The sequence below is a fragment of the Fluviicola sp. genome (assembly GCF_039596355.1).
Taxonomy (GTDB): Bacteria; Bacteroidota; Bacteroidia; order Flavobacteriales_D; family Crocinitomicaceae; genus Fluviicola.
Genome location: NZ_JBCNJW010000015.1, coordinates 48600 through 75174 on the forward strand (window position 1 = coordinate 48600; position 26575 = coordinate 75174).

Annotated in this window: 18 protein-coding genes; 9 read left to right on the plus strand and 9 right to left on the minus strand. The window is 45.8% G+C overall.

The features are described from left to right. The first annotated feature begins 236 nt into the window (after window positions 1-236). Window positions 237-1820, plus strand: coding sequence for an FMN-binding glutamate synthase family protein (locus tag ABDV94_RS19140; RefSeq protein ID WP_343748831.1), 1584 nt, complete (start codon window positions 237-239; stop codon window positions 1818-1820). A 69-nt stretch (window positions 1821-1889) separates the two neighbouring features. Here the strand turns inward: ABDV94_RS19140 and purE are convergent, their stop codons facing one another. Continuing rightward, complete coding sequence (purE, locus tag ABDV94_RS19145; RefSeq protein ID WP_343748832.1) at window positions 1890-2375, minus strand: 5-(carboxyamino)imidazole ribonucleotide mutase; 486 nt, start codon at window positions 2373-2375, stop codon at window positions 1890-1892. A 128-nt stretch (window positions 2376-2503) separates the two neighbouring features. Here purE and ABDV94_RS19150 point away from each other — a divergent pair, with 128 nt between their 5' ends. Genes ABDV94_RS19150 through ABDV94_RS19160 form a run of 3 tightly spaced genes read left to right on the plus strand, consistent with a single transcriptional unit; the run spans window position 2504 to window position 8289 of the window. Continuing rightward, window positions 2504-5845 carry an HYR domain-containing protein gene (locus ABDV94_RS19150; protein ID WP_343748833.1) on the plus strand — a complete coding sequence of 1114 codons (3342 nt, stop codon included), beginning with the start codon at window positions 2504-2506 and terminating at the stop codon, window positions 5843-5845. Window positions 5846-5857: 12 nt separating this feature from the next. After that, on the plus strand, window positions 5858-6919 hold the full coding sequence (locus ABDV94_RS19155; protein WP_343748834.1) for a PorP/SprF family type IX secretion system membrane protein: 1062 nt from the start codon (window positions 5858-5860) through the stop codon (window positions 6917-6919). A gap of 47 nt (window positions 6920-6966) precedes the next feature. After that, window positions 6967-8289 carry a 1-acyl-sn-glycerol-3-phosphate acyltransferase gene (locus ABDV94_RS19160; RefSeq protein WP_343748835.1) on the plus strand — a complete coding sequence of 441 codons (1323 nt, stop codon included), beginning with the start codon at window positions 6967-6969 and terminating at the stop codon, window positions 8287-8289. Between the two features lie 94 nt (window positions 8290-8383). Here the strand turns inward: ABDV94_RS19160 and ABDV94_RS19165 are convergent, their stop codons facing one another. From ABDV94_RS19165 to hpt, 5 genes are all read right to left on the minus strand, one after another. Continuing rightward, window positions 8384-8752, minus strand: coding sequence for a CrcB family protein (locus ABDV94_RS19165; protein WP_343748836.1), 369 nt, complete (start codon window positions 8750-8752; stop codon window positions 8384-8386). Continuing rightward, a complete protein-coding gene (locus tag ABDV94_RS19170; RefSeq protein ID WP_343748837.1) occupies window positions 8749-9336 on the minus strand; it encodes a phosphatase PAP2 family protein in 588 nt (195 codons plus the stop codon). The genes ABDV94_RS19165 and ABDV94_RS19170 overlap by 4 nt, the downstream gene beginning before the upstream one ends. Then, on the minus strand, window positions 9329-10321 hold the full coding sequence (gene obgE / locus ABDV94_RS19175) for a GTPase ObgE (protein WP_343748838.1): 993 nt from the start codon (window positions 10319-10321) through the stop codon (window positions 9329-9331). The genes ABDV94_RS19170 and obgE overlap by 8 nt, the downstream gene beginning before the upstream one ends. 145 nt (window positions 10322-10466) lie before the next feature. Next, window positions 10467-11039 carry an adenylate kinase gene (locus ABDV94_RS19180; RefSeq protein WP_343748839.1) on the minus strand — a complete coding sequence of 191 codons (573 nt, stop codon included), beginning with the start codon at window positions 11037-11039 and terminating at the stop codon, window positions 10467-10469. Window positions 11040-11050: 11 nt separating this feature from the next. After that, window positions 11051-11614, minus strand: coding sequence for a hypoxanthine phosphoribosyltransferase (gene hpt / locus ABDV94_RS19185; RefSeq protein WP_343748840.1), 564 nt, complete (start codon window positions 11612-11614; stop codon window positions 11051-11053). 178 nt (window positions 11615-11792) lie between these two features. Between hpt and ABDV94_RS19190 the strand changes: the two genes are divergently transcribed. Further along, a complete protein-coding gene (locus tag ABDV94_RS19190; protein WP_343748841.1) occupies window positions 11793-12938 on the plus strand; it encodes a 5-(carboxyamino)imidazole ribonucleotide synthase in 1146 nt (381 codons plus the stop codon). A 93-nt stretch (window positions 12939-13031) separates the two neighbouring features. Beyond that, entirely contained in the window at window positions 13032-17234 is a 4203-nt protein-coding gene (locus tag ABDV94_RS19195; RefSeq protein WP_343748842.1) for a PAS domain S-box protein, read from the plus strand. A 133-nt stretch (window positions 17235-17367) separates the two neighbouring features. Here ABDV94_RS19195 and ABDV94_RS19200 read toward each other — a convergent pair whose 3' ends face one another. Further along, entirely contained in the window at window positions 17368-18579 is a 1212-nt protein-coding gene (locus ABDV94_RS19200; RefSeq protein WP_343748849.1) for an FtsX-like permease family protein, read from the minus strand. Further along, window positions 18575-18910 (minus strand): 30S ribosome-binding factor RbfA, encoded by a 336-nt coding sequence (gene rbfA, locus ABDV94_RS19205; RefSeq protein WP_309280695.1) that lies wholly within the window; start codon window positions 18908-18910, stop codon window positions 18575-18577. Before rbfA ends, ABDV94_RS19200 begins: the two co-directional genes overlap by 5 nt. A gap of 67 nt (window positions 18911-18977) precedes the next feature. On the opposite strand from rbfA, the gene ABDV94_RS19210 reads away from it, so the two are divergent. Beyond that, entirely contained in the window at window positions 18978-20816 is a 1839-nt protein-coding gene (locus ABDV94_RS19210; protein ID WP_343748843.1) for an ABC transporter ATP-binding protein, read from the plus strand. A 216-nt stretch (window positions 20817-21032) separates the two neighbouring features. Beyond that, window positions 21033-23435: a choice-of-anchor L domain-containing protein gene (locus ABDV94_RS19215; protein ID WP_343748844.1), complete on the plus strand. Its 2403-nt coding sequence runs from the start codon at window positions 21033-21035 to the stop codon at window positions 23433-23435. Here ABDV94_RS19215 and ABDV94_RS19220 read toward each other — a convergent pair. Then, window positions 23427-24209: an SDR family oxidoreductase gene (locus ABDV94_RS19220; RefSeq protein ID WP_343748845.1), complete on the minus strand. Its 783-nt coding sequence runs from the start codon at window positions 24207-24209 to the stop codon at window positions 23427-23429. The genes ABDV94_RS19215 and ABDV94_RS19220 overlap by 9 nt on opposite strands. A gap of 464 nt (window positions 24210-24673) precedes the next feature. On the opposite strand from ABDV94_RS19220, the gene ABDV94_RS19225 reads away from it, so the two are divergent. After that, window positions 24674-26575: GEVED domain-containing protein (locus ABDV94_RS19225; RefSeq protein WP_343748846.1), on the plus strand; the 1902-nt coding region annotated here is incomplete at its 3' end.

Here is a 26575-nt window from a genome sequence, read left to right on the forward strand (position 1 = left end):
TTCGCTCTACAGCCCCATATTTTACTGAGGGTTCGCAATATGGCAAATTAGCGAATTTACTATTTGATTCCTAAGCCAAAGAATGGGAATAGCGTCCGGGAAGGTTTTTCGTCTGTGTCCTGTCAAAAGTCCTGGTTTCGTTCTATAATCCGATTGTTTTTTTAGCATTTTTAACCTATCGGATATGGTTTTAAAACCCTACCTTCGGGTCTTGTAATGTTTAAAATTTTCACCCCTTGAGAACAAAATTCGTTTTCTTCAGCACACTCCTTGTAATTTCCTTAGGATTAGCAGGTTACTTCTTCTGGATCGGATGGTGGTATATCCTCGCTGTGCTACTCATTCCAATTACGATCGGGTATGTGGACTTTTTCCAGAAAAAGCACACCCTGATGCGCAACTTCCCGATTTTCGGAAGACTCCGCTGGGTCATGGAAGCACTCCGGCCAAAAATGTATCAGTATTTCATTGAAAGTGATACGGACGGAATGCCGATCAACCGGATCGACAGAAGTACAGTGTACCAGCGGGCTAAAAAAGAAACCGACACCATGCCTTTCGGAACACAAAACGACGTGTATAAAGAAGGGTATGAGTGGATGATGCACAGCATCAAACCGAAAGAATTCGATTCGATCAATCAAAATCCGCGCATTCTGATCGGGAACAAAGATTGTACACAACCCTATAGCGCGAGTATCATGAACATCAGTGCCATGAGTTTCGGTTCCTTGTCTACAGCAGCGATCGAAGCACTCAATGCGGGGGCAAAACTGGGCGATTTTGCGCACAATACCGGGGAGGGAGGAATCTCGCCATACCACTTGAAAAACGGTGGTGACCTCATCTGGCAGATCGGAACCGGGTATTTCGGTGCACGCGATATGGATGGAGGTTTCAGTATTGATACTTTTCGCAAAAACGCACACCTGCCGCAGGTGAAAATGATCGAAATCAAATTATCCCAGGGAGCAAAACCGGGACACGGAGGAATTCTTCCTGCGAAGAAAAACACGGAAGAAATTGCGGCAATCCGCCACGTGAAACCTTATACAACTGTTTATTCACCTCCTTATCACTCTGCATTCAGCACACCGAAAGAACTCATCCAGTTTGTTCAGTTGCTGCGCAAGGAATCCGGAGGAAAACCGGTTGGATTTAAACTGTGTATCGGAAAGAAAAGCGAGTTCATTGCAATTTGTAAAGCGATGATCGAACTGGATACTTACCCGGATTTTATTACTGTTGACGGTGGTGAAGGAGGAACCGGAGCTGCGCCGCAGGAATTCAGCAACTACGTAGGAGCACCGTTCCTGGATGCTTTGGCTTTCGTAGACAACATGCTGACCGGGTTCAACATCCGACAGCACATCAAAATTATCGGTTCCGGGAAAATTCTTACCGGGTTCAGTATCGTGCGTGCCATGGCTTTGGGTGCTGATGCGGTGAACTGTGCCAGAGCGATGATGCTGGCATTGGGATGTATTCAGGCGTTGGAGTGTAATACAAATACTTGTCCGACAGGAGTTGCGACACAAAATCCTCAGCTGGTTGCCGGGTTGAATGTGAACCACAAAAAAGTACGTGTTGCCAACTTCCACCATGAAACCGTCAAAGCATACGCGGAATTAATCGGCGCTGCAGGAATGGATCACGGAGACCAGATTACCCGCGATTTGATTTACCGCCGGGTATTCCTGTACGAATCACGAACGTATGAGGAAATCTTTCCGAGTTTGGAAGCCGGAAGCTTGTTGAAAGGAAAAATTCCGGAAAAATATGTCGTTGACATTAAAAATGCCGACGCGAACCAATGGTAAATAATTACGAGTGCCGAATTCCTAATAAAAGATATTCGGCATTCGTAATTTTGGAATTCGTAATTACTCTTATCCTTTTTGTTCCACTTTCTTAGCGCCTTCCAGCACGGTTTCTTTCATGGATTCCATGTAGGCACTCAGTGTTTTTTGAAGCTCCGGATTGGTAGCCCCCAAGATTTTCGCTGCCAGAATTCCTGCATTTTTCGCTGCATTGATTGCTACGGTTGCAACCGGGATTCCGTTTGGCATCTGAACAATTGACAGCAAACTATCCCATCCGTCGATTGAATTGCTGGATTTAATCGGAACACCGATCACCGGAAGTGGCGTCAAGCTCGCTGTCATCCCCGGCAAGTGCGCTGCCCCTCCTGCTCCCGCAACAATCACCTGGATTCCTCTTTCGGATGCCGTTTTTGCATACTCGAACATGCGTTCCGGCGTGCGGTGGGCAGAAACAATGGTCAACTCATAGGGTACTCCAAACTGTTTTAAGATGTCTGCTGCTTCCTGCATAATCGGCAGATCTGAAGTGCTGCCCATGATAATTCCAACCATTTGATTCAATTTTGCACGCAAATCTAACGAATAATCCCCATCGTTGAAAACTATTCCCTGATTGTGGAGTAAAAACTCCCTGCTTAATTGAATTTTCTGTTAGTTTTGGCCCTCGTCCAACTTACATTATGAATAAAGCAATACTAACACTCCTATGTGCTTTTTTGACTTTGTGGAGCACACAACTACTCGCCCAAACAACTTTCGTCACAGACAATTTTGAGAATTCCTTTTCCTGGAATACTGTCAGCACGACTGGTTCCAATCAGTGGATTCAGGGCCCATGCACCAGCAATGGCGGAAACGCTGCCTTGTACATTACCTCCGGCGGAACTACCAACGACTGTACGCCAACCGGAATCCAGCACTACGGATATACAAATGCAGCATCGGGAACAGAAACTGCGATTGTATACCAATCGATCAATGCCAGCTGTTTCAATACGATGACTGTTCTGGCAGAAATACAGATCGATGGAGAAGCCGGAGCCGACTACCTGGAATTGGTTTATAGTACGAATTCAGGAGCAACCTGGACGGCCGTTTCTTCGCAATTATCCGCAAACACCAACTACACGGCATTCAGCCAGTCACTGCCTGCTCTGCTCAACAACAGCACCTTCTGGATCGGATTCCGCTTCACATACAACAATACGGTTACCGGAAGCAAAGCTCCGGCAGTCGATAATTTCCGCATCCAGGGAACTTCCACCGATACAGCTCCGCCGACCATTACCTGCCCTTCTCCGGCATCAGTATACTCCAGTGAGTTGTGTACCTTCACTTTACCGGATTACGGAGCGCAGGCAACTGTCAGTGATGCTTGTGGAATTGTTTCCGTGGTGCAGTCTCCACCTGTCGGAAGTACCGTGAGCGCCAATACAACCATTATTCTTCAGGCAGTAGATCCTTCCGGAAATACGGCAAGCTGTAACTTCACATTGACCGTTCTGGACACTGTTCCCCCCAAACCAACCTGTCCTTCACTCGACACCGTTTACGCGTCTGCATCCTGCACGGGATTTGTTCCCAACCTGATTCCGGAAGTAACGGTTGTTGTTGAATATTGTACGCCATTTGCTTCGTTGACTTTCAGTCAGAGCCCTGCAGCCGGAACCACATTGAATGCTACGCAAAACGTTTTCGTAACCGTAACAGACCAGGCCGGAAATGCTGGAACCTGCTTCACGCACGTTTTGTTATTCGACACCATTTCACCGCAGGTTACCTGTCCGGCAAACCAAGCGGTTTCTACCAACAACGGCTGTACTTACGACATGGCAAGTTTCACTTCGCAGGCAACGGTTGTCGATAACTGCTCCACCGTATTTTCACTCAATCAAAGTCCGGCGGTTGGAAACAGCCTTCCGATCGGGCCGAATAACGTAACCATCCAGGCAATCGACCAGGACGGAAACGCCCAGGTTTGTCAGTTCGTTCTGACAGTCCAGGACGGAACACTTCCGGTCATCAACTGTCCGTCTTCACCGATTACAGCTCCGGTAAACGGTCAATGCCTCGCTCAAGTCGGGAATCTCGTTCCACTGGTCTCTGCAACGGATAACTGTACTGCCAGCAGTTTGCTTGTACTGGCTCAAAACAAACCGGCAACACTACTTTTCTCCGATACCATTACGGTTTTAATGACCGCTGCCGATCTGAACGGAAATATCGGAAGCTGTACGATTTTCATTACTGCGATCGATACACTGGCGCCGGTTGTAACCTGTTTGGCTGATACCAGTCTGGCGATTTCAGGTAGTTGTTCCATGACGATTCCGAACCTGACAGGAACGCATAGCGCTGTTGAGAATTGTACTCCTTCGAATTTATTGACCATTACTCAAAATCCGCTTCCAGGGACGGTGGTGAGCAACCCGGTAGGGATTGTGATTTCCTATACCGATACTTCCGGAAACGTGGGAACCTGTATTACGCAGACCATTCCGATTGAATCCATTGCTCCGTCCATTACCTGTCCCCCGGCACAAACTCATAACAACGGAGTTTCCTGCTACGCAATCATTTCGGATTTAAGACCATTGGCAACCGTAACGGATAACTGTTCCGGATATACGCTTACTCAGCAACCTCCGGCAGGAACCAACCTGATTTCGGGGACGCATACCGTGACGATTACCGCAACGGATTTGGCTGGAAACAGTTCTTCCTGTACAACGACTTATACTATTATCGAAACACAGGCTCCGTCCATTACCTGTCCGGGAAATATCTCTACCTGCAACCCGCTGGTAACTTATTCGAACCCGGTTGGAACGGATAACTGTTACTTTACGATGACACAAACCGATCTTTCCGGTTTTTCTTCCGGCGATATTTTCCCGATCGGAACAACGATCCAGACATACCAGATTGAGGATTCTTCCGGAAATACGGCGAGCTGTTCGTTCAATGTACAGGTACTTCTATATCCTGACACAGCATTTATCCCAAACAGCCTGATTTATTTGTGCAACACGTATACTACACCGATTGCAGCGCAAGCAATTCAATCCGGAACAGGTTCGTGGAACATGCTGACGGGAGGCGGAACCATTACCAATCCGAATGCGTTGCAAACAACCGTGCAGAATCTTTCCCTGGGAACAAACACGTTTGAATGGGTGGTTACTTCACCTACCTGCGGCACGCGCAGAGACACGCTTCGCATCGATGTCAACATGCCGCCACCGCAAGCATCCCTTCCGGATTCGATGTATGCCTGTGCAACAACGAGCTACCTGGTTCAGGCAAACAATCCCGGGCCCGGAGCACAAGGAACCTGGTCGAGTAATTCAACCATTACTTTCAACAATATTCACGCTCCGGTGGCAACCATTTTGTCGATCCCGGACGGATATCACACCCTTTACTGGACAATCAGCACCAACGGTTGCCCAAGTACTGTAGACAGCAGTATTGTCTATGTTCCGTTGAAAGCGCATGTCTTCACCAATGACACCACACTTTGTTTGAGCCAGCTGCCGATCAACCTGAGTGGAAGTAATGCCGGAAACGACCAGGCAACTTACTGGATTGTATTGGGAGGTTCAGCAACATTGACTCAAAAATATACTGCCAATACACAACTTACGGGAGCAGCTCCGGGCGATTTGACGTTGTTGTACAAACTCGTTCACGATTTCTGCGGTGCTACCCAGGACACCCTGAAAATCCACCTGGATTTGTGCGGTGAAAGCTCTTTCGAGATCCCGACCGTGTTCACTCCGAACCAGGACGGAGACAACGACAAATTCATCATTCCGAACCTGCACGAAACGTATCCCGACTGCAAGGTGATGATTATTAACCGCTGGGGTTCAAAAGTATTTGAATCGACAGGATATGCTGATCCGTGGGACGGAACTTTCAAAGGAGAGGAACTTCCGCTTGGAACGTATTTCTACGAAATTGTTTCTCCGAACGGAGATTTCAAAGCACTTAAAGGTTCAATCAGTATCATTCGTTAATCCCTGTCAATCATGAAAAAAATCGCATTTATCTCTTCCCTTCTGATTGCAGGATTCGCTTTTGGTCAGCAGGATATTCAATTTACACAAACCGCTTCTTCCCCGTTCCTCATTAATCCGGCGGCGGGTGGAATGATGAGCGTTGGTGAGGTCGTACTCGGAAATCGCCTGCAATATGCAGGAGTGGATGGAAGGCCTATGACCACTTTTGCCGGAATTCAGAGTATGGTTCGTTTCAAAAAGCGCAAATCGAAAGCTTTACTGAGCGAGTTGTCTTCACTCGGACAAACATTCTACAGCACACCACAACGCACCATCGGTTACAAACAGGTTGCAGGACTTACGTTTATCAATGACGTGATCGGTCCGTTTACCCGTACCAGCGTAAAAGGAAACATCGGAGTACACATTCCTTTGTCTCAAAAACTAAGCGCCGGAGTTGGAATCGGACTAGGCTGGTCCAATTTCGGAATCGATGCTTCAAAAGTGACTTTGGGAACTGCCGACGATAAAGCCTACGTAAATTACCTCGGAATTTCGGCGCGTCAGAATTACTTTGATGCACAGGCAGGATTGGTTCTCTATAACGACCGTTTATTGGTTAGTTTAAGCGGAAGTCAGCTTTTCAACAACAAAACCCGTTTGAGCGACATCACCACTGAAAGCACTTTCAGGCCGCACCTGTTCATTTTGGCAAGCTACCGTTTCGACGTAGGCCAGAAATACGGTTTGGAGCCGATTGTTCAGTTCAAATCCGTGAGACACTCTCCTATCAGCTACGATGTGGCTATGCGCCTTCACTACATGCGCCTGGGTTGGGTGAGCCTTTCCTACAGAAGACAATCTTCCATCGGAGTTGGATTCGGAGTCAATGTATTGGCTCATTTCAATGTTTCCTATTCGTTTGAATTCGGAAATGGTGTGACGGAAAAATTCGGGAATACTTCTCACGAAATCCGCTTAGGATTTATTTTCGGACACAAGCGAAATATGAATAAGGAGTTTAAACAAGACGAAAAGCAAAATCCGGCACCGGAAGAAACGAAACCTGACGAAACTAAACCGGAAGAATAAATGTTAGTTTCTAACTATTGCTAATTTTGTAAAAAAGTATCATAAATATGCGTCCGTTTTATTTATTACTAAAAATCTCCTTAAATATATCTTTTAGACTTTTTTACAAACGATTTCTCGTCTTAAATAGCCATAAAGAGTTCTTTGGGAGCACTATTTATGTAAGTAATCATCCCAATTCGTTTATGGATCCGATTATGATCGGGTCAATGAACAGACCGATCGTTCACTTCATGACGCGTTCGGACGTATTCGTTTGGTGGCTGAAGCCGACCTTGTGGGCTGCTCACATGCTTCCTATTTACCGCCAGCAGGACGGAACTGATACGAAAGGGAAAAATTCGGATGTCTTCAAAAAAGTAAACCAATCGTTGAAAATGGGACGAAACATCCTGATTTTCGGGGAAGGATTTACAGACGACACACCAATTCGCGGTTTGAAACCGGTAAAAAAAGGTCCGGTTCGAATGGGATTCGGCGCACTGGAATCTATCAACTGGAGTAAGAAGATTTACATTTCCGGAATTGGGATCAGCTACACGGACCGCAATACGATTGGTTCTGAATTTGTTCTGAATAACGGTCCGAAAATTTGCCTGAACGATTACAAAGAAGCTTACCAGGAAAACCCAAACCGGGTGATCAACGAAGTGACGAAGCGCGTTGAAAAAGACATGCAAAACTGCATTGTTTACGTTGCCAACCCAAAGCGTTATTCACTCCTGGAAAACATCATGCAGATTACCCGGAAAGGATACAATCATCCGAACCACGACGACAGTATTCCGCTGTTGAAACGTTTCGAATACTCCCGCGAACTGGCTCTTTGGATCAATGCGAATGTGACGGATGAAAGCACAGAAATTCTGGCGCTTCAAAAAGATTTGGACGCTTATTTTAACCTGGAAAAACGCATGAAAGTCCAGGACCGTTTCGTGGTTGCTAAAAAACACCCGGAGCTGATCAATACGTTGAATAACTGGTTGTACCTGATTTTGATGTGGCCATTTGCGATCGTAGGGTTTATTCACGGGTTTATTCCATACATCATCGCGAAAAAAGTAACGGAAAAGATCATGCGGCGCAAAGTTTTCTGGGGATCCGTTAAAATGATGCTTGGGAAACTCATTGGTTCTATTTACAATATTCCAATCATTATCTTCCTTACCAAGTGGTATCTCCCACATTGGTCTTTAGGAGTTTTGTACTATTTTATGGTTCCTGTTTTGTGGCGTTTGAGCTATGAATACGCGCATCAATTCATGGAAATCCGGCTGAAAAGCAAGATGAAAAACGTTGATTTGAGCAAGTTTGAAGAGAAACGTGCGGATTTGGAGAAACGGATTCAGGAGTTGATTCCGGTGGCTTAATTTCTGCTTCAAGAGTTCTTTAAAAATACGGATAGACATCCATCTATTTGCCCAGCAGGAACAAGGGTTCCAGAGCGTTTTCACCGGTGTTTTTCTAGCCCAGCATTTTCCGTCCCAGATACACCATCCCGATACAAAATGAAACGGAAACCAGGATGTTCAACCCTGCAATGAGCCAATATCCGCGTTCCATCAGGTCCAGGTTGTCTTTCGCAAAAGTGGAAAAGGTGCTGAATCCGCCACAAATACCGATAATGCAAAATGCCTGGAAGAATTCAGCATGCGCAGGTTTCATTTTCATCATCAATACCAGGGAGGCTCCCACCAGGAAAGAAGCAATCAGGTTAGATCCCAGCGTTGCAACCGGAAAAACGGACTTGGGGAATTTGTGGACCAGGTATGTGAGCCCGTAGCGCAAAAGCGAACCGATTCCTCCACCCAAAAAAACATACAGGCTATTCATTTGATTCTTTTTGTACTCAATCGTTGATACAACTTCCAAAATACAAAAGCCCAGAGAAGTCCCCAAACAATTCCGCACAGAACATCGGATAAATAATGAACAGTGAGGTAAATCCGGCTGAAGCCGATCAACCCAACCCCAAGTATCAGCAGCCATTTCAGACGCGGGTAAAACTCCCGGAGGAAGAACCAGGAAAGCAGTGCTATTGCGGCATTATTCGACGCGTGTGAGGAGAAAAAACCGTATTGTCCGCCCTGGTACACATCACCGTTACTTTTCACATAAAAGTGAAGCCGGTTTTCGAGCAACAGGTTGTGTGAAGGCCGGTAGCGCTGAATGGTTTCCTTGAACAGGAAAGTTGTGGAACTATCCACAAGAGCAACCAGCAGCAGAGCCATTCCCAGGAAAATGAACATGGTTTTGAGTCCGTTTTTTTTCCATACAAAATACAGGATCAGCAGGTAAAACGGAATCCAGGTGGTGGTTTTGCTGACAATCCAGAAAAACTGGTCCAAAAAAGGAGTATTCCAGCCATTGACAGCCAGTACAATACTCCGATCAATGGATTCCAGGGATTCAAACATGGTTCAGATGCTTCCAGATCATGTCTTTTAACTCCGTTAATCCCTGCTGGGCTACGGCCGAAATAAACACATACGGAATCTTCGGCAGATCTTTCGCAAGAGCCTCTTTCAGCTCATCGTCCAACATATCAGACTTCGTGATTGCCAGCAAGCGTTCCTTGTGCAATAATTCAGGATTATACTGCTTTAGCTCATTCAAAAGCAGTTTGTACTCTTCGTGAATATCATCCGCATCAGCAGGAATCATGAACAGCAAACAGGAATTTCGTTCAATGTGGCGTAAAAAGCGCAGTCCGAGTCCTTTTCCTTCATGGGCCCCTTCAATAATTCCCGGGATATCTGCCATTACGAACGAACGGTAATCGCGGTAATTCACGATTCCCAGGTTCGGGCGCAGTGTTGTAAACGGATAATCCGCGATCTCCGGCTTTGCAGAAGACAGCACAGAAAGCAACGTGCTTTTTCCGGCGTTCGGTTTTCCAACCAACCCGACATCAGCAAGCACTTTCATTTCGAGAATCATCCACTGCTCTGTTCCAGGTTCTCCCGGTTGTGCAAAACGCGGAGTCTGGTAGGTCGACGATTTAAAATGATCGTTCCCTAATCCGCCGCGACCTCCCGGAACCAGGATTTGCTCTTCTCCGTCTTCTGTAATTTCAAACAGCACTTCGCCAGTTTCAGCATCCTTTGCAAGTGTTCCAAGCGGCACCTCAATGTATTTATCTTCACCCTGTGCACCTTTCTGTAACTGACCGGAACCATGTTCGCCATGACCGGCCTTCAGGTGTTTCTGGTATTTCAGGTGCAGAAGCGTCCAAAGTTGTTTGTTTCCGCGCACAATGATATGACCGCCGCGTCCACCGTCGCCCCCGTCCGGTCCACCCATCGGGATGTATTTTTCCCGGCGGAAATGCGCCGAACCACCGCCTCCGTTCCCGGAAGTACAATGGATTTTTACATAGTCGACGAAATTATCTGATGCCATAGTTTTTTCTTTAGTCGAAAAAGTTCAAAAGGTTCCATGAAGTTCCATGCTAAAACCGTTTTGAACATCTTGAACTTTTCGAACCCCCAGAGACTTGAAAACCGCACTCTGTTCGAATGCGGTTAACGTTTCTGGTCTTGTATTCTTAAATCTTATCGATTGCAGCATACAGGCGGTTCGTAATATCATCGATACTTCCGATTCCGTCAACTGCAACGTATTTTCCTTGTTTTTCGTAGTAATCCTTCACCGGTGCCGTTTCATTGTTGTAAACGTTGATACGGTTCTGAATCACTTCCGGATCAGCATCGTCCGGTCTGCCGCTCACTTCTGCTCTTTTCTTCAGACGCTCACGCAACTCACCTTCTGCCACTTCCAATCCGATCATCATTGTAATATCCGTTTGAATAGAAGCCAGGAATGCATCCAACGCTTCAGCTTGTGCATTGGTTCGTGGGAATCCGTCGAAGATAAACCCTTTCGGATTCTCATACTTGGACACTTCGCTTTTCAACATATTGATGGTTACCTCATCCGGAACCAGGTTCCCCTGATCCATGTAGCTTTTTGCCAGCAATCCCAGTTCGGTTTCACCTTTGATGTTTGCACGGAAAATATCTCCGGTAGATAAGTGTACCAGGTTATACTTTCCGATCAATCTTTCGGATTGCGTGCCTTTCCCTGCTCCGGGAGGGCCAAATAATACGATGTTCAACATACGCTTTTCTTTTAATGGGGATCACCCTTTAGTTGATAAATGTGCTCGGTATTTCTTCCCAATTCATCGTAATCCAGGCCGTAACCTACTACGAACTTGTTGGGAATAGAGAAACCGATATATGTTGGGGTATGTGTTCCTTTAAATGCTTCCGGCTTGTAGAGCAATGTCACAATTTCCAGGCTTGCAGGTTTTTCAACCGACAGCAGGGTAAACAGTTTTTCCATCGTGATCCCGGTATCTACAATATCTTCCACAATCACCACGTGCTTGCCTTTGATCGAAGTATTCAACCCGATCACTTCGTCCACACGTCCGGAAGAATTCATGCCTTTGTAGCTGCTCACTTTTACGAAGGTAATTTCGCAGGGAGCCTTGAATTGCTTCATCAAATCAGCGGCGAACATAAATGCTCCGTTCAGCACCGCGATAAATACTACATCTTTTCCTGCATAATCCGCTTCCAGGCGCGCTGCCAGAGTAGCGATCTCTGCCTGAATCTCTTCTTTCGGAATAAATATTTCGAATGTTTTATCGTTTAGCTGAAGCACTTCGTCGTTTAATTTAAAGTGCAAAATTACGATTTTTAGGGGAATTATCGGCCTAAATGACAAAGAAATAGCCAGAGAAAGAAAAATCGTTGTAGTCCGGCAAGCCCGAAAATGCCCTGATCTGCTGTCAATGCCGTCCAATCAAGGGCTTTCGTACCATCTGTTTTAGTTGGGAATTCAGAAAAGCCACTATCTTTGCAGCATGAAAAAACAATGGAACGGAAACGCATATAAGATCGGAATGCTTGGAGGTGGTCAATTGGGACGCATGTTTATCCAGGAAGCTTTGAATTATGATGTACACGTCCATTGCCTGGATCCGGATAACGATGCTCCGTGCCGCCACCTGGCAACTTCTTTCCAGCAGGGATCACTCAAAGATTTCGATACCGTACTGGCTTTCGGAAGCGATAAAGATGTGGTGACGGTAGAAATCGAACACGTGAACGTAGAAGCTTTGAAAGCACTGGAAGGTAACGGAATCAAGGTGTTTCCGCAGCCGGCTGTTTTGGCGATTGTTCAGGATAAAGGACTTCAGAAAGAATTTTATAAAACCAACCAGCTTCCTACCGCAGATTTCGAACTGGTAGCAGGAAAAGAGGAGTTGATTGCTAAAAACATTCCTTTCCCGTATGTACTGAAATGGAGAAAAGGAGGTTACGACGGAAAAGGGGTTCAGATCATCAAATCTGAAAGCGACCTGGAAAACCTTGTAGATACACCGTATGTAATCGAACAACTGGTTCCGTTCACCAAAGAATTGTCTGTGATTGTTGCACGAAACGAACAGGGAGAAAGCGTTGTTTACCCGACCGTAGAATGTGAATTCAACCCGGTTGCAAACCTCGTGGAGTTTTTGTTCTCCCCGGCCGAAATTTCAGCAGAAGTAGAGAAAAATGCACGCGAAATCGCCCTGCACGTGATCGAATCATTAGACATGGTGGGAATTTTAGCGGTGGAATTGTTCTTAACCGCAGACAACCGCATCCTCATCAATGAGATTGCACCGCGCCCGCACAACAGCGGACACCATACCATTGAGTGTTGTTACACTTCCCAATTCGAACAGCACCTGCGAAGCATCGTAAATGCACCGTTAGGATCTCCGAAACTGATCACTCCAGGTGTGATGATCAATTTACTGGGAGAGCCTGATTATGAAGGAATTGCCCGTTACGAAAACCTGGAGAAGGTCATGGCGCAGGAAGGAGTGAGTGTTCACCTCTATGGAAAACAGTACACCAAACCTTTCCGGAAAATGGGACACGTGACAATCTACGGACCCGATCTTTCAGAATTAAAAACCACGGGGAGAATGGTTGCTAAAGAATTAAAAATCAAAGCCTAAATACGTTTATTCCTTAGAAATGCTACCTTTGCCCCACCATTTTAAGAACTCTTGAAGCTGTTTAAATACATTTCGCTACTAACACTACTAGCATTGAGTCATTCGATTCATGCACAGCTTCATACGTTCCGGGAATACAATCACCACGACGGGCTGCAGATTACTGCCACGCTTAGCACCACGCAGGACGAACTCGGGTATCTGCTTATCGGGACGGATGGCAACGGAATTGTTCGATTCAACGGAACCACGTTTGAATCCATTCACCCTAAAAAAGGACTGGACCGCCCCTATCACGTCACCGGCATTTCACTGATCAACGGCGAAATCTATTTTTCCACGCTCTACGCCGGAATCTTGCGTTTTTACAATAACAGCATCCACCCGTTCTATAAAACCAAACCGGTAGTCGACGGATCGGCACTGCGTGTAGCGAAATGTCAGAACAAGTTGTCGATCATCACCAACAACTTCATCCACGTAGTGGATCAAAGCGGCAAACTCATTCTCAAACAGCAATACCTTTCCAAACATATCGGCCGGTGCGTGCAGCTCCTGGAAACACCCTACGGAAATATTCTCATTACCGATAAGGAATCGTATTTTATCAGTTCCAAAGAAATCACCGCGCTGGAAAACTGGCTGAACGTCCCGGATGTGCATTTCAAAATGGCGGCTTTCGATAAAAAAAAGCTGATTCTGTATGACGAAACGGGAGCCAACAAGTATACCTTCTATTTTGCCAACAACGGAACCGTATTCCGCAAAACCAAAGAAGCCACCAACTTCCTGTTTCCACAAAAACCAATCGACAACATTACCTCTCAGAACAACCTCATACTATTCAACTGTTCGGACAATAACTTGTTTACCATCGAATCCGGTAAACTCAAGCGGATTGTTCCGAACTACGACACGAATCTTTCCCGGATTTATCACCTGTTCATTGATCAATCCGGTGATTTCTGGGCCAATACGTCGCAGGGAATCACCAAAATCAGCATCGAACCGTTTACGAAAGTCAAACTGGATCCCATTTTCGATAACCACCTGATTGTTCAGATTTTCCGTACAAAAAACAACGATTTTCTACTCGCCGGAGGCGACAACCGGATTCACTACGGACCGCTTTATTCGAATTCATTCAAAACACGGGAAAACTTCCGGGCAAACCATGTTCTGGAATGTCCTTTGGGAACACTGATCTGTTCTGAAACGGGAATTTACGCATTGAAAAACGGGGAACTGGTCGCATCCTCCATCCCGAAACAACAGGGAGAACGCATCAAATTTGCCATCTGGGACGGAAAAAAATTGTGGTTCGCGCCAGCCGGAAAAGGACTCTTTTCTTACGATCCCGAAACCAAAACGAGCACGAAATTAGAGCATCAAGTCAGAGCGGATTATTATTACTGCGGACAGCAATCCAGCGATGGAAAATACCTTTACTTCGGAACCAACGAGGGAATCAAACGGCTCAACCTGGAAACAAAAGTGCTCTATGAAATGTCTGAATTCAGAGACATCGGTGCGTATGCAGGAAATGCAACAAAAGACGTATACGGGAACCTTTGGTTTACGCTCGAAAAGGGCATTGCAGGAATCAACCGCAACGGAAAACCGATCAAAATCACGAATCAGAATATTCTGCCTTCCTTTTTATTCTATACCCTTTCAGCCGACGAGCTGGGAAACCTCATTATCGGAACCAACCTCGGGATTCACATCCTCAAAGTGAACGAAAAAGGGGAAGTTGTTTACCACAAAGATTACAACGAAACAAACGGTTTCCTTGGGTATGAAACCAATATGCGTGCTGTTTTTCAGGACGGAAACCGCTCTTTTGTCGGAACTGCCGAAGGATTGTTCCTGATCAACACCGAAATTCTGAAAAACTACCCGGTTCCGCCCAAACCGATCATCCTCAAAGGAAGACTGTTTCAAAACGGAATCATCCGCGATGTGGATCAGGGAAAATACCTGACCTTCAAAACGATTCTTTCCAAAAACAGAGGACTCGAATACTATTATAAAATCAGTGGTTTCCACAAATTTTGGGTAAAATTGAACAGTACGGGAGAAATGAAACTTCCGGAGCTTCAAAACGGTTCGTATGTGCTGGAAGTGAAATCCACCTTTGACGGAATCAATTTCTCAGAGATTTCCTCTTACCCGATGGATATCCACAACCCGCTGTGGCAGTCCAAATGGTTTATCGTCATTATCATCCTGTTTTTGGGCTTGCTCAATATCGGTTACCTCGAATGGACGCGTACCGGAATGCGGATCAACCTGTATGAGATCAATTATAACTCACTGGATCCGCGTTTTGTACCCAAACTATTACTTTTTGGATCCATTTCGAATCTATTGGTCGGCCTGGTGGTCTTCTATTTCGTGGAGAAAAACCTCACCAACATCATGGTCAACGTAGTCACCAGCACGATTCTGATCATCGTTTATTTCACCCAGCGCATTTCCGGCAGAAGATCGCGCCTGGCATACATCAACGAGATGAGTCTGTATTTTTCCCTGCTGATTCTTTTCGTACAGTTCTTCTACCTCTTATTCATTTCCAATATCCACCCTTATCCGCTGATCTCCATCACGCTCATATCAAGCGTTCTGCCATACCTGCTGAACAACATTCGTTCGATCATCATTATCTGTTTGTTCCAGATCATTCTTTCCGTTCTCATGTTGGTATGGGTCGAAAATCCGGTCTACAACAGCGTCTTGTTTATCCTGACCATCGGTGTGTCTTCCGCTTTGACCATTTTGGTGACATACCTGCGGAATGATTCCCTGGAAAAACTGTTCTTCGTGAGCAATATCCTGAACAAAGGAAACATGATGGCGATTTCGTTCGACCAAAAAGGAATCATTACCTATTGCAGTAAAAACCTGTCGAATTTGCTTCACATCGACTCCAACATGATTGTAGGGAAATCCCTTTCAACGCTGAATCCAATTGTGGTTTCGGCAGAAATGCGCGAGTTTTCGCTCGTAGATGAGTTTGCAGACGGGAAGATTATCCTTGTACCGATGTACAACAAAAAAGGAGAAGTGATTTGGATCGAATGGTCGTGCAAGCACTTTTCCGATTCCGTGCGTGTGATCATGGGACAGGATGTGACGGAAAAACTCACCCTGACGACGAATTACCAATCGTTGGTAGAAAACGCGCAGGATATGATCTTCAATACGGACATTGACGGGAACTTCACATATCTGAACGAGATGAGTAGCCGCACTTTCGGGTATAAAAACGAAAACCTGATCGGGAAAAATTCCGTGACGATCGTACATCCGGATTACCGCGACACCGTAAAGGATTTCTTCCGGAACCAGATCATCAACCGCATTCAGAATACCTACCTGGAATTCCCGATCCGCACCAAGGAAGGACGCATTGTCTGGCTCGGACAAAACGCTTCCATCGTGTTCGAACCGGGTTCGCGCAAACGCATCATCGGGTTTACGGCCCTGGCTCGTGACATTACGGAAAAACGCGCCAATGAGCTATTGATCGAACAACAAAACAAGGACATTACTTCCAGTATCAACTCGGCGAAACGCATTCAATACAGTTTACTTCCGAAAGCTTCTGAAATCGGTGCGCACTTCGATGATCATTTCCTGATCTTCAAACCGAAAGATATTGTGAGCGGCGATTTCTACTGGACACACCACACCGGCAATAAACTGATTCTGGTTCTGGCAGATTGTACCGGACATGGTGTTCCGGGCGCTTTCATGACCATTTTGGGCATCAACCTGCTCAACCAGATCGTGATCGAACGGAAGGTGGAAAATCCGGCTCATATCTTAAACGACCTGAACATGGAATTGCATAAACTGCTTCATCACGGTCGAAACACACTCACTTCCGAAGGATTGGACGCATTGGTAACAGTATTTGAAAACGACACCGTACAGTTTGCCACAAGCGGCGTTTCGTTGATCCACATCCGCGAAGAAGCATTCGCACTGTATCGTTCCACCCGCAAAGACACCGAAGCAGAGCTTTTCCTGTATGAAAACCGTGAAATTGCGTTGACGGATGAAGACCTGCTTTACCTGATTACCGATGGTTTCCAGAAACAATTCGGTTCGATCCGCAACAAGAAATTCTCCTTCAAACGCATCCGCGAGTTGCTGGAAAAAATCAAGGTCGAATCCCTTCCGCTGCAAAAGAAATACTTCGAAAATGCCTGGTCAAACTGGTCTGAAGGACACGAACAAACGGATGATATTACGGTGATTGGCTTACGCAAATACAAACCGGAAGAATAGAATGACCGGGAAAGTCCATCTGAAATATTAAAATATATCCGGATAATCGGTTGCCATTTGGCAAATTCGCGAATAGGCGTTTTCCAGGAGAAAGTGATTAAAAACAATCTTGCCTCTTGCTGCAAAAAAAAAATCAAGCAATCGTCTTCCGAACCAAATAGCGCACCGGGAAATACGCCGAAAGCACACTCAACAGAATTACCGTAGCCAGGATAAACAACACGTCTTTCACCTGTAGAATAATCGGGAATGCTTCATTCGCCGCATTCGGCATTTTGAGCAGGGCGAAATGCGTTTGAAGCAGGCACACACCTACTCCCAAAACCAACCCGATGATGATTCCTTTCACGGCAATCAGAATTCCTTCAAAAAAGAAAATCCGGAATACAAACTGCTTGGTTGCGCCGAAACGTTCCATCGTTTCAATGTTCTCTTTCTTTTCGATGAACAACATGTTCAGCGAAGCCACCAGATTGAAGGCCGCCAAAACGAAAATGAACAGTAAAATGAGTACGACAATCTTTTTCTCGCTTTCACTGGTTTTGAAAATCAGTTCGTTTTTTTCTGCTGCGGTTTTCACCAGGAATTTTTTCCCGAAACGGTTTTCAAGCACTGCTTTGACCTGTGGAATGTCTTTTTTATCTACCTGCAGGTAAATGGCCGTAATGTCTTTGTCGTAATTGAGCTGCATTTCCGCAAAATAAAGCGGAACCAGCAGATCCGACATGTTGATGTCTTTGTTGTAATTCATCCGGCCGACCACTTTCAGCGGTGAAACCTTAAACGGGCTTTTCAGCCGGGCAATAGACGCATCACGCAGCGGCGTGTAGAGCATCAACTCTTCGTAACCGTCCAGTTCGGAAATGTATCCGTCTACCTTATCGAGCAGCGAAGCTCCGATCACAGCCGTCGGTTCGCCGTTTTCTTCCAGATCCGGGTAGCCGTCCACAATATGCGTTCTCAAATGTGAAGCATCCACAAACGAGAAATCCACTCCGACCATCTTCGCATTTACCCATTTTTTACCGTGTTTGATAATCACGGTTTCCTCGATTGCTTTGGAAAGAGAAATAACGCCCGGAATAGCACGCAACTCCTTCAGATCAACAGCCGTAGAATCAAAAGTTTTTCCTTTCAGAGAGCGCATGGTGATCGCCGGATCGTAATCCGAATAGAGTTTGGTAACCATTTGTTCGATCCCGTTAAAGGCCGACAATATAATCACCAGTGCAGCCGTAATGACCGCAATTCCGGTAACGGAAATCCGCGTAATCCAACTTACCAGATTCCGCTGTTTCCGGGTATACCGCAGGTATCTTCGCGCTATGAAGAATGAAACCTTAATCTTTCAGCAGTTTATTGATATTCTCAGCGTAATCCAGGGAATCATCGATAAAGAACGAAAGCTCCGGAATCTTGTGCATGTTTTTCAGGCGTTTTCCAACTTCACCACGGATTTTGCGCGAATTTTGCTGAATATTCTCCAAAACCTCTTTTTTATCGGGCCCTGCAAAAACAGACAGGTAAATACGTGCCAGTGACAGATCGGAAGTCACGCGGACTACCGTCACGCTGACCATTGCACCGAGACAGATTTCGCGCGCATTTCTTTGAAAATAAGTTGATAATTCTTCCTGAATTACTCCCTCAATCCGGTTTTGTCTAATTGAACTCATGCTGCAAAGTTAAGAATTGTAAACGCGTTCATACACAAAGGACAACAAAAACATATCTTTGCACTGCATGAAATCATTAATCGCATTTTATAAATATACCTTTTCTTACAAGGTTCTGGCAATACTGACAATCATTTACAACTTACTGTATGTGATCTTCAATTTGCTTTCGCTGGTTCTTTTCATCCCGTTTTTACAGCTGATTTTCAAAGTCAACGAAACGGCCGACCTGGAAAAACCGCATTACCCAGGTGGTTTCATCCGCTTTTTTACTTATTGCAAAGACTGGTACAACTACACCATGAATGAAATGGTGAAAGACGACCCGAAACATGCTTTGTTATTCGTTTGCGTTTCCGTAATCATTGCTTTTTTCCTGAAAAACCTGTTCCGCTACGGGGCGGTATGGCATCAATCACAACTGCGCATGGCAGTAGTGCGTGATTTGAGAGACCAGTTGTTTGCCAAAGCGATGAAATTACCCTTGAGTTTTTATACCGAACAGCGAAAAGGAGATTTAATGGCGCGCATCAACAGCGATGTGCGTGAAATTGAACTGGCAGTAATTGCGGTACTGGAATTGATTTTCCGCGAACCGTTTGCCATCATTGTTTCCGTTGCCTCATTGGTTTACATCAGCCCGAAACTCACCCTGATTTCCTTCGTGTTACTTCCCATTTCCGCATTTGTCATTTCACGAATCGGGAAAAGCCTGAAACGAACAGCAAAAGCCGGACAGGAACAAACCAGCCTCGTTTTCTCCATTCTTGAAGAATCCATCGGGGGAATCAAAATCATCAAAGCATTCAACGCCATTCCTTTTGTCGTAGAACGGTTCCGGAAGGTAAACCTGCGTCTGCAGCAACTAAATACCGGAACGTTCAGACGGGGTGATTTGTCTCCGCTGCTCAATGAATTCCTGGGTGCTACGGTGATGATCTGCCTGGTATGGTTCGGCGGAACCATGATTCTCGACGGAAGCGATGACATGCTCGGAGGAGCTGAATTCATTACGTTCATCATCGTTTTCTCCCAATTGCTCAGACCCATCCAGGGAATTGCCACAGCAGTCGGAAACCTAAATAAAGCCGAACCTTCTCTGGATCGGATCAACGAAATCCTGGATACAGACGAAAACATCTACGAAGTAGAAAATCCAAAAGCACTCAACGGGTTCAACGAAAATATCCGCCTGGACAGTGTGAGTTTCAAATACAAGGACGAGTGGGTTTTGAAAAACATCCATTTCGAGCTGAAACGCGGAAAAACCATTGCGTTGGTCGGAGAATCCGGAAGTGGAAAATCAACAATCGCAGACCTGCTTCCACGCTTCTACGACGTAAATGAAGGTGCGATCTACATCGACGGAATCAACATCCGGGAATACAAGCTCGAAGACCTGCACAAAAACATCGGGATCGTTTCACAGGAATCCATTTTGTTTAACGACACGGTACGCAACAACATTGCATTCGGACGCGAAGATGTTTCCCTGGAAATGATCATCCAGGCAGCGAAAATCGCACACGCCCACAATTTCATCGAACAATTGGAAAACGGGTACGATACCGTAATCGGAGAACGCGGAAACAAGCTTTCGGGTGGACAAAAACAGCGTCTGAGCATTGCCCGCGCAGTACTGAAAGATCCTTCGATCCTGATCCTCGACGAAGCAACTTCTGCGTTGGACACGGAAAGCGAACGCATTGTTCAGGGAGCATTGGATGACCTGATGAAAGACCGTACCTCGCTGATCATTGCCCACCGGATGAGTACAATTATCAATGCGGATGAAATCCTGGTTCTTTCCAAAGGCCAGATTATCGAGCGCGGAAAACACCGCGACCTGATTGCTATGGGAGGTACTTATGCCAACCTGTGTGCCTTGCAGGGAATCTTTAATTAAAAAGGAAAATTGAAAAACACCGCCTTCGACTCCGCTCAGTCGGCATTTTTTTGATTTTTTAAACCTTTTCACTACCTTTTTCGGAGGCTTGATTTAATTTATGATTTTTTCACGGATAAATCATTGATTCCTACCGTTTAATCACTAATTTTCAGCTTTGGTTCGCTTTTTGTAAAAGAGTAAACAACTATTCGAACTAAAAAGCGTTATTGAAATATGAAGCTAATTTGGACCATACTCTTCTTTTTTCCTTTGTCCGTGATGGGTCAGCTGGTCACATCCCAGCAAAGTGCTGCTTCATTGGTTCAAAATACACTCCTGGGTCCAGGGGTAAGTGTTTCCAATATTAATTTCTCCGGTTCTCCCAGTGCAATCGGAAGATTCACAGCCAGCGGAACCAACCTAGGAATCAACTCCGGTGTGGTGATTACCACCGGAACCATTGCCAATAACGGAAGCGGTCCGCAGGGTCCGAATAACCAATCCAATTCCGGAGTCGACAACAACTACCCGGGATTCGGTGCGTTGAGCAACCTCGTTGGAGGAACTTCAACATACAATGCTTCTATTCTCGAATTCGATTTCATCCCCTATTCAGATACCGTGCGGTTCAAATACGTTTTCGGTTCAGAGGAATACCCGGAATATGTGGGATCTCAGTTTAACGATGTTTTTGCTTTCTTCATTTCCGGCCCGGGAATTCCGGGAGGAACACAAAATATTGCCCGTCTCCCAAGCGGAGTTCCGGTAACGATCAACAACGTTAACAACGGAAACCCCGGGGGAACAGGAAGCGGTGTCGGTGCTTCGCCGGCAGTAAACCCGGCGTACTTCGTAAACAACGGAAACGGAAGCCAATCGCCTTACAACAGTTCTGCCGCTTACATTCAGTATGACGGTTTCACCAAAGTGCTCGAAGCAGTTTCGAAAGTGCAATGTGGTCAGACATACCATTTGATCATTGCCATTGCCGATGTGGGTGACGGAATTTTCGATTCGGGAATCTTCCTGGAAGCAAACAGTTTGACCTCCAAAGTACCGGTCGAAGTAGATTATGCACTTTCCTTTGACGCATTCAACGACGGCGTAACCATGGCAGAAGGCTGTGTGAGCGCTACTGTTACCCTGACCAGAAATGGTTCCACTGCCAACGCGATGACTATTCCGATCACAACCGGAGGAACTGCAACGGAAGGTGTCGATTATACCAACATTCCGAATTCCGTAACATTCAACCCCGGTCAATCCACGGTTCAATTCACGTTCAATGCCTTAAGCGATGGTATCATTGAGGGCGTTGAAACTGTCGACCTGGTTTTTGCCGTCCCGGATCCCTGCGGCGGGTCCAATCCACTCGAACTGCATCTCAAGATCGACGATATCCAACCGGTTCATGTAGACGTGAATTCCGTACAAAAACTATGTCCGCAGGATGAAGCAGTACTGACTGCCATTCCAAGCGGTGGTTCCGGACCGTATACCATTACCTGGAACACCGGGGAAACAACCGAATCCATTACGGTCAATCCTCCTGCAACGCAAACATACACCGTTTCGGTGACGGACGCATGTCTTCACGAAACGGCAACGGCAACGGCGACCGTAACCGTACCTGTTTACCAGCCGCTCACGCTGGTGACAACACCCGACATTACTGAAATCTGTCCGTACGTTCCGAAAGAACTAACTGTTCAGGCAAATGGCGGAGCCGGAAACTTTGAATATACCTGGTCTCTGGCCAACGGAACTGTCCTTGGAACGAATGACACGTTGGAAGTGACTCCGAGTACCAGCACGATGTATTATGTGGAAGTGACCGATCAGTGTGGCGTTTCCGCTATTGACAGCGTCATGTATATCATTACAAGTCCGCCGCTGGTGCTGACCATGTCACCAAACCAGTTGATCTGTCCGGGAGATACCGTTCCGATCAGCGTAACAGCAACAGGAGGTTACGGACAATACTTCTACAATTGGCTGCACAGCGGTGAAACAACCGCTCAGGTGTTCGTACATCCTTACACGACGACATCTTATACCGTTTCCGTATCTGACGAATGCCAGACATTTACAGTGGAAGGGACCACAACGGTCAATGTCACTGCTCCGATAGCTGACTTTATCATTTCCAGCAAAATCCTGTTTGAAGACCTTCCGATTACGTTCCAAAACCTGACTTCCGGCGGTGACACGTATCAATGGACGTTTGGAGACGGTCATTCATCCACGCTCGTTCATCCGAACAACACGTATGATGTTCCCGGAACGTACTATGTAACCCTGATTGCTACCAACAGCATCGGATGTAAAGACACGGTTGTGAAACCGATCACCATCCAGGAAGAGTATTGGATCTATGTTCCGAATACCTTCACTCCAGACGGCAACCAGTTTAACAATACGTTTAAGGCTTCGATGGTCAACATCAAATCAACGGAAGTATTTATCTACGACCGCTGGGGACAAGAGGTATTCCATTCGAACAGCATCCGCTGGGAATGGGACGGAACTTACAAGGATTTGCTCGTACCTGATGGAACGTATACCTACAAGATTAAATACGTGAGTAAATCAGACATCGAGGATACGATCGTCGGTCACGTCAATGTATTAAAGTGATTTTGTTCGTCCTCCGTCAACAGGAATGTTGATTCCGTTGATGTAGCTTGCTGCCGGAGAAGCCAAAAAGACAACTGCCGCAGCAATTTCTTCCGGACGTGCAATGCGTTTCATCGGTGATTCTTCTGCCATTTCTTCAAAAATCGCATCTACGGATTCCCCCGTTTTTCCCGACTTGTTGGAAGCAATTTCCTGCAAACGCGTAGTATTGGTTGCCCCCGGAAGCACATTGTTTACCGTGATATTGAACTGTCCCAATTCGTTTGCCAACGTTTTGCTCCAGTTTCCTACAGCTCCGCGGATCGTGTTAGACACTCCCAGGCCAGGAAGCGGCTGTTTTACGCTCGTAGAGATCACGTTGATGATTCTGCCTCCTCCGAGTTGTTTCATTCCCGGAACGAGTGCCTGAACCAAAATATGATTACAGATCAGGTGCTGGTTAAACGCCGCCAAAAATTCACTGATATCCGCATCAATAGCCAGACCTGCTTTCGGCCCACCTGTATTGTTTACCAGGATGTCGATCAACTGACCGTTTGAAAGATAATTCTCCACCACTTGTTTCAATCCGGAAGGATTTGCAAAATCCGCTACCAGGTAGTCGTGTTGCTGGTTATCCGAAGTACTCAGTTCATCACGAACAGCCTTTAATTTATCTTCATTTCTTGCCAAAAGCACCACCTTAGCACCCATTTCAGCTAATTGAAGTGCTACTGCTTTCCCGATACCTTGCGTGCTCCCTGAAACAAGAGCTGTTTTTCCTTTCAAACTCATAGTAAACAAAAGTATTTAAATTCCCCGGACTTCTCCTAGCGGAACGGCATAAAACGATGTTTTTGACATTAAACGAAACATCCCTTTAAGGAAGATTTGAAAATAGTAGGTGACCATGAATGTGCCTGTTGAGCCGAAAGAATGAACCCTTAATCCGTTGAAAACGGTTTCAAGGGTTCAAAAAGTTCAAGGGCCTGTTTGTAAACCTTTTGAACTTGTTCGGGAAAACCAATAAATTCAAATCACCGGAATGCTGGTATCGAGACATACCTTTAATAATAGTCCCAAAAAGGAATTATTGAAAATTTTCACAAAAACAACATCTATTATTGATAAATCATTTTTTTTGTGCAAATAGTTTATTAAAACAGTCAATTCGTTAAATCATAGCATGTTAATATTCAATTAACGAGATTTAAAATTCTTTTTTCAATACATTCGTTAAAACTATATATTGATTACTTATGAAGACAAAATTACTATGGCTGGTAGCCTATAGTCTGTTTTCCTGTTTTCTCCACGGGCAAACAACTATTACCACTAACCACGTCAACAATAACGGAAACGGCTCCGTTATTTTCAATGTCCAAAACACGAATGCCTTCGACATTATCATTACAGGTGTTCAGTGTCATTTGGGTACAACCACTACAAACAGCATCCAGCTGCTTTACCGTACTACTCCATTTGTTGACAACGCAGCTCCGTGGGATTGGGGAACAGTCGGAGCAGGTCAAAACGGTTGGATTTCAGCTGCTACAGGTACCGTTTCCAATTCCAATACAGCAAACGGAATCGTACCTACACTGACTAACATTTCATTAACAATTCCTGCAGGCGCCACTTACCAACTCGGTTTATCGGCAACAACCATGCAGTATTCTACATTGACATCCGGTGCAGGGGTAAATACCTTCACGGGTGGTGGTGTAAACTTGTTAACAGGAGACGGAATCTCCTGGGGAGGAACAGTTTACCCGTCCACTCCAGCAAACTACCCGCGCGGATTTATCGGGGGAATCACGTTCATCGCCGCAGTGCCTTGTACTTCTCCTCCAACTGCGGGCGCTGTTTCCGCAGCAAACAACCCGATCTGTCCTTCTGTAAACAACACCCTTTCTTTAACAGGTGGTTCCGGAGGAACTGGACAAACTTACCAATGGCAGAGTTCCGCATCGGGAGCTGCCGGATCTTACGCGAACATTGCGGGAGCTACGAACAGTACGTACATCGCAAACCAAACTGCAAACACTTACTACCGTTGTTATGTAACCTGTTCGGGAATGTCCGACACAACAGCAGGTTTATTAGTAAACACGAGCAACTTTATTAACTGTTACTGTACCAGCAATGCAACCAGTACGGGTGACGAAGAAATCCTGAATGTATCGATCGGAACACTGAACAACAGTTCAACCTGTTCCACAACCGGAGGCGCGGGATCAATCCAGAACCAGTATTCCAATTACACGTCTCTGCCTGCTCCGAACCTTGCACGCACTGTAAGTTATCCGTTTAACGTTTCGGTAGGAACCTGTGGCGGAAACTACAGTAACATGACTAAAATCTACATCGATTACAACCACAACGGTTTGTTTACCGATCCGGGAGAAGAAGTATACGCTTCTGCTGCTGCAACGGTAGGGCCTCACAACGAAACAGGAACTATCCTGATCCCTGTAGGTGCAACGCTCGGAAATACCCGTATGCGCGTGATCACGGTTGAAACAACTGTAATCGGTAACATCACTCCTTGTGGAACGTACTCCTGGGGTGAAACAGAGGACTACTTTGTAAACATTGCTGCTGCACCAACGTGTCCGCAGCCAACTGCATTTACAAACCAGGGAGCAACAGACACTGAAATCGATCTTTCATGGATCGCGGGCGGATCTGAAACAAGCTGGCAAATTCAATACGGTCCGGTAGGATTTGTATTAGGAACAGGTGACTCGGTTGTTGCAACAACAAACCCTTACACTTTAGGAGGTTTGACTCCGAATTCATTCTACCAGGTTTACGTAATGGCAATCTGTTCGGCTACTGACTCTTCTTTCTATGCAGGGCCTATCACATTCAACACATACAACCAGGGACTTTACATGGACTGGAATTCAAACTGTCCTACTGCAGGATTCATTGATATTTCCGGAACAGGGACAGCGTTGGGTCTGACGGATGATAGTGAAATCGGGATGACATTGCCTTTCCCTGTTTTGTATCAGGGAACGTTGGTTAATGACTGTACAATCGGAAACAACGGTGGTATGGTTCTGGGAACAACAACTGCTCAGGTTGGTTACGGTGGTAACATGACAACTTTGACTGGAAATTACCTGTTCCCTTGGGGAGATGACTTATATCCT

What these genes read in the sequence shown, in the direction of transcription:
- purE (WP_343748832.1), bottom strand. Translation starts at nt 2,375, where the DNA reads ATGGTTGGAATTATCATGGGCAGCACTTCAGATCTGCCGATTATGCAG.
- ABDV94_RS19150 (WP_343748833.1), top strand. Translation starts at nt 2,504, where the DNA reads ATGAATAAAGCAATACTAACACTCCTATGTGCTTTTTTGACTTTGTGG.
- ABDV94_RS19155 (WP_343748834.1), top strand. Translation starts at nt 5,858, where the DNA reads ATGAAAAAAATCGCATTTATCTCTTCCCTTCTGATTGCAGGATTCGCT.
- ABDV94_RS19160 (WP_343748835.1), top strand. Translation starts at nt 6,967, where the DNA reads ATGCGTCCGTTTTATTTATTACTAAAAATCTCCTTAAATATATCTTTT.
- ABDV94_RS19165 (WP_343748836.1), bottom strand. Translation starts at nt 8,752, where the DNA reads ATGAATAGCCTGTATGTTTTTTTGGGTGGAGGAATCGGTTCGCTTTTG.
- ABDV94_RS19170 (WP_343748837.1), bottom strand. Translation starts at nt 9,336, where the DNA reads ATGTTTGAATCCCTGGAATCCATTGATCGGAGTATTGTACTGGCTGTC.
- obgE (WP_343748838.1), bottom strand. Translation starts at nt 10,321, where the DNA reads ATGGCATCAGATAATTTCGTCGACTATGTAAAAATCCATTGTACTTCC.
- ABDV94_RS19180 (WP_343748839.1), bottom strand. Translation starts at nt 11,039, where the DNA reads ATGTTGAACATCGTATTATTTGGCCCTCCCGGAGCAGGGAAAGGCACG.
- ABDV94_RS19190 (WP_343748841.1), top strand. Translation starts at nt 11,793, where the DNA reads ATGAAAAAACAATGGAACGGAAACGCATATAAGATCGGAATGCTTGGA.
- rbfA (WP_309280695.1), bottom strand. Translation starts at nt 18,910, where the DNA reads ATGAGTTCAATTAGACAAAACCGGATTGAGGGAGTAATTCAGGAAGAA.
- ABDV94_RS19210 (WP_343748843.1), top strand. Translation starts at nt 18,978, where the DNA reads ATGAAATCATTAATCGCATTTTATAAATATACCTTTTCTTACAAGGTT.
- ABDV94_RS19215 (WP_343748844.1), top strand. Translation starts at nt 21,033, where the DNA reads ATGAAGCTAATTTGGACCATACTCTTCTTTTTTCCTTTGTCCGTGATG.
- ABDV94_RS19220 (WP_343748845.1), bottom strand. Translation starts at nt 24,209, where the DNA reads ATGAGTTTGAAAGGAAAAACAGCTCTTGTTTCAGGGAGCACGCAAGGT.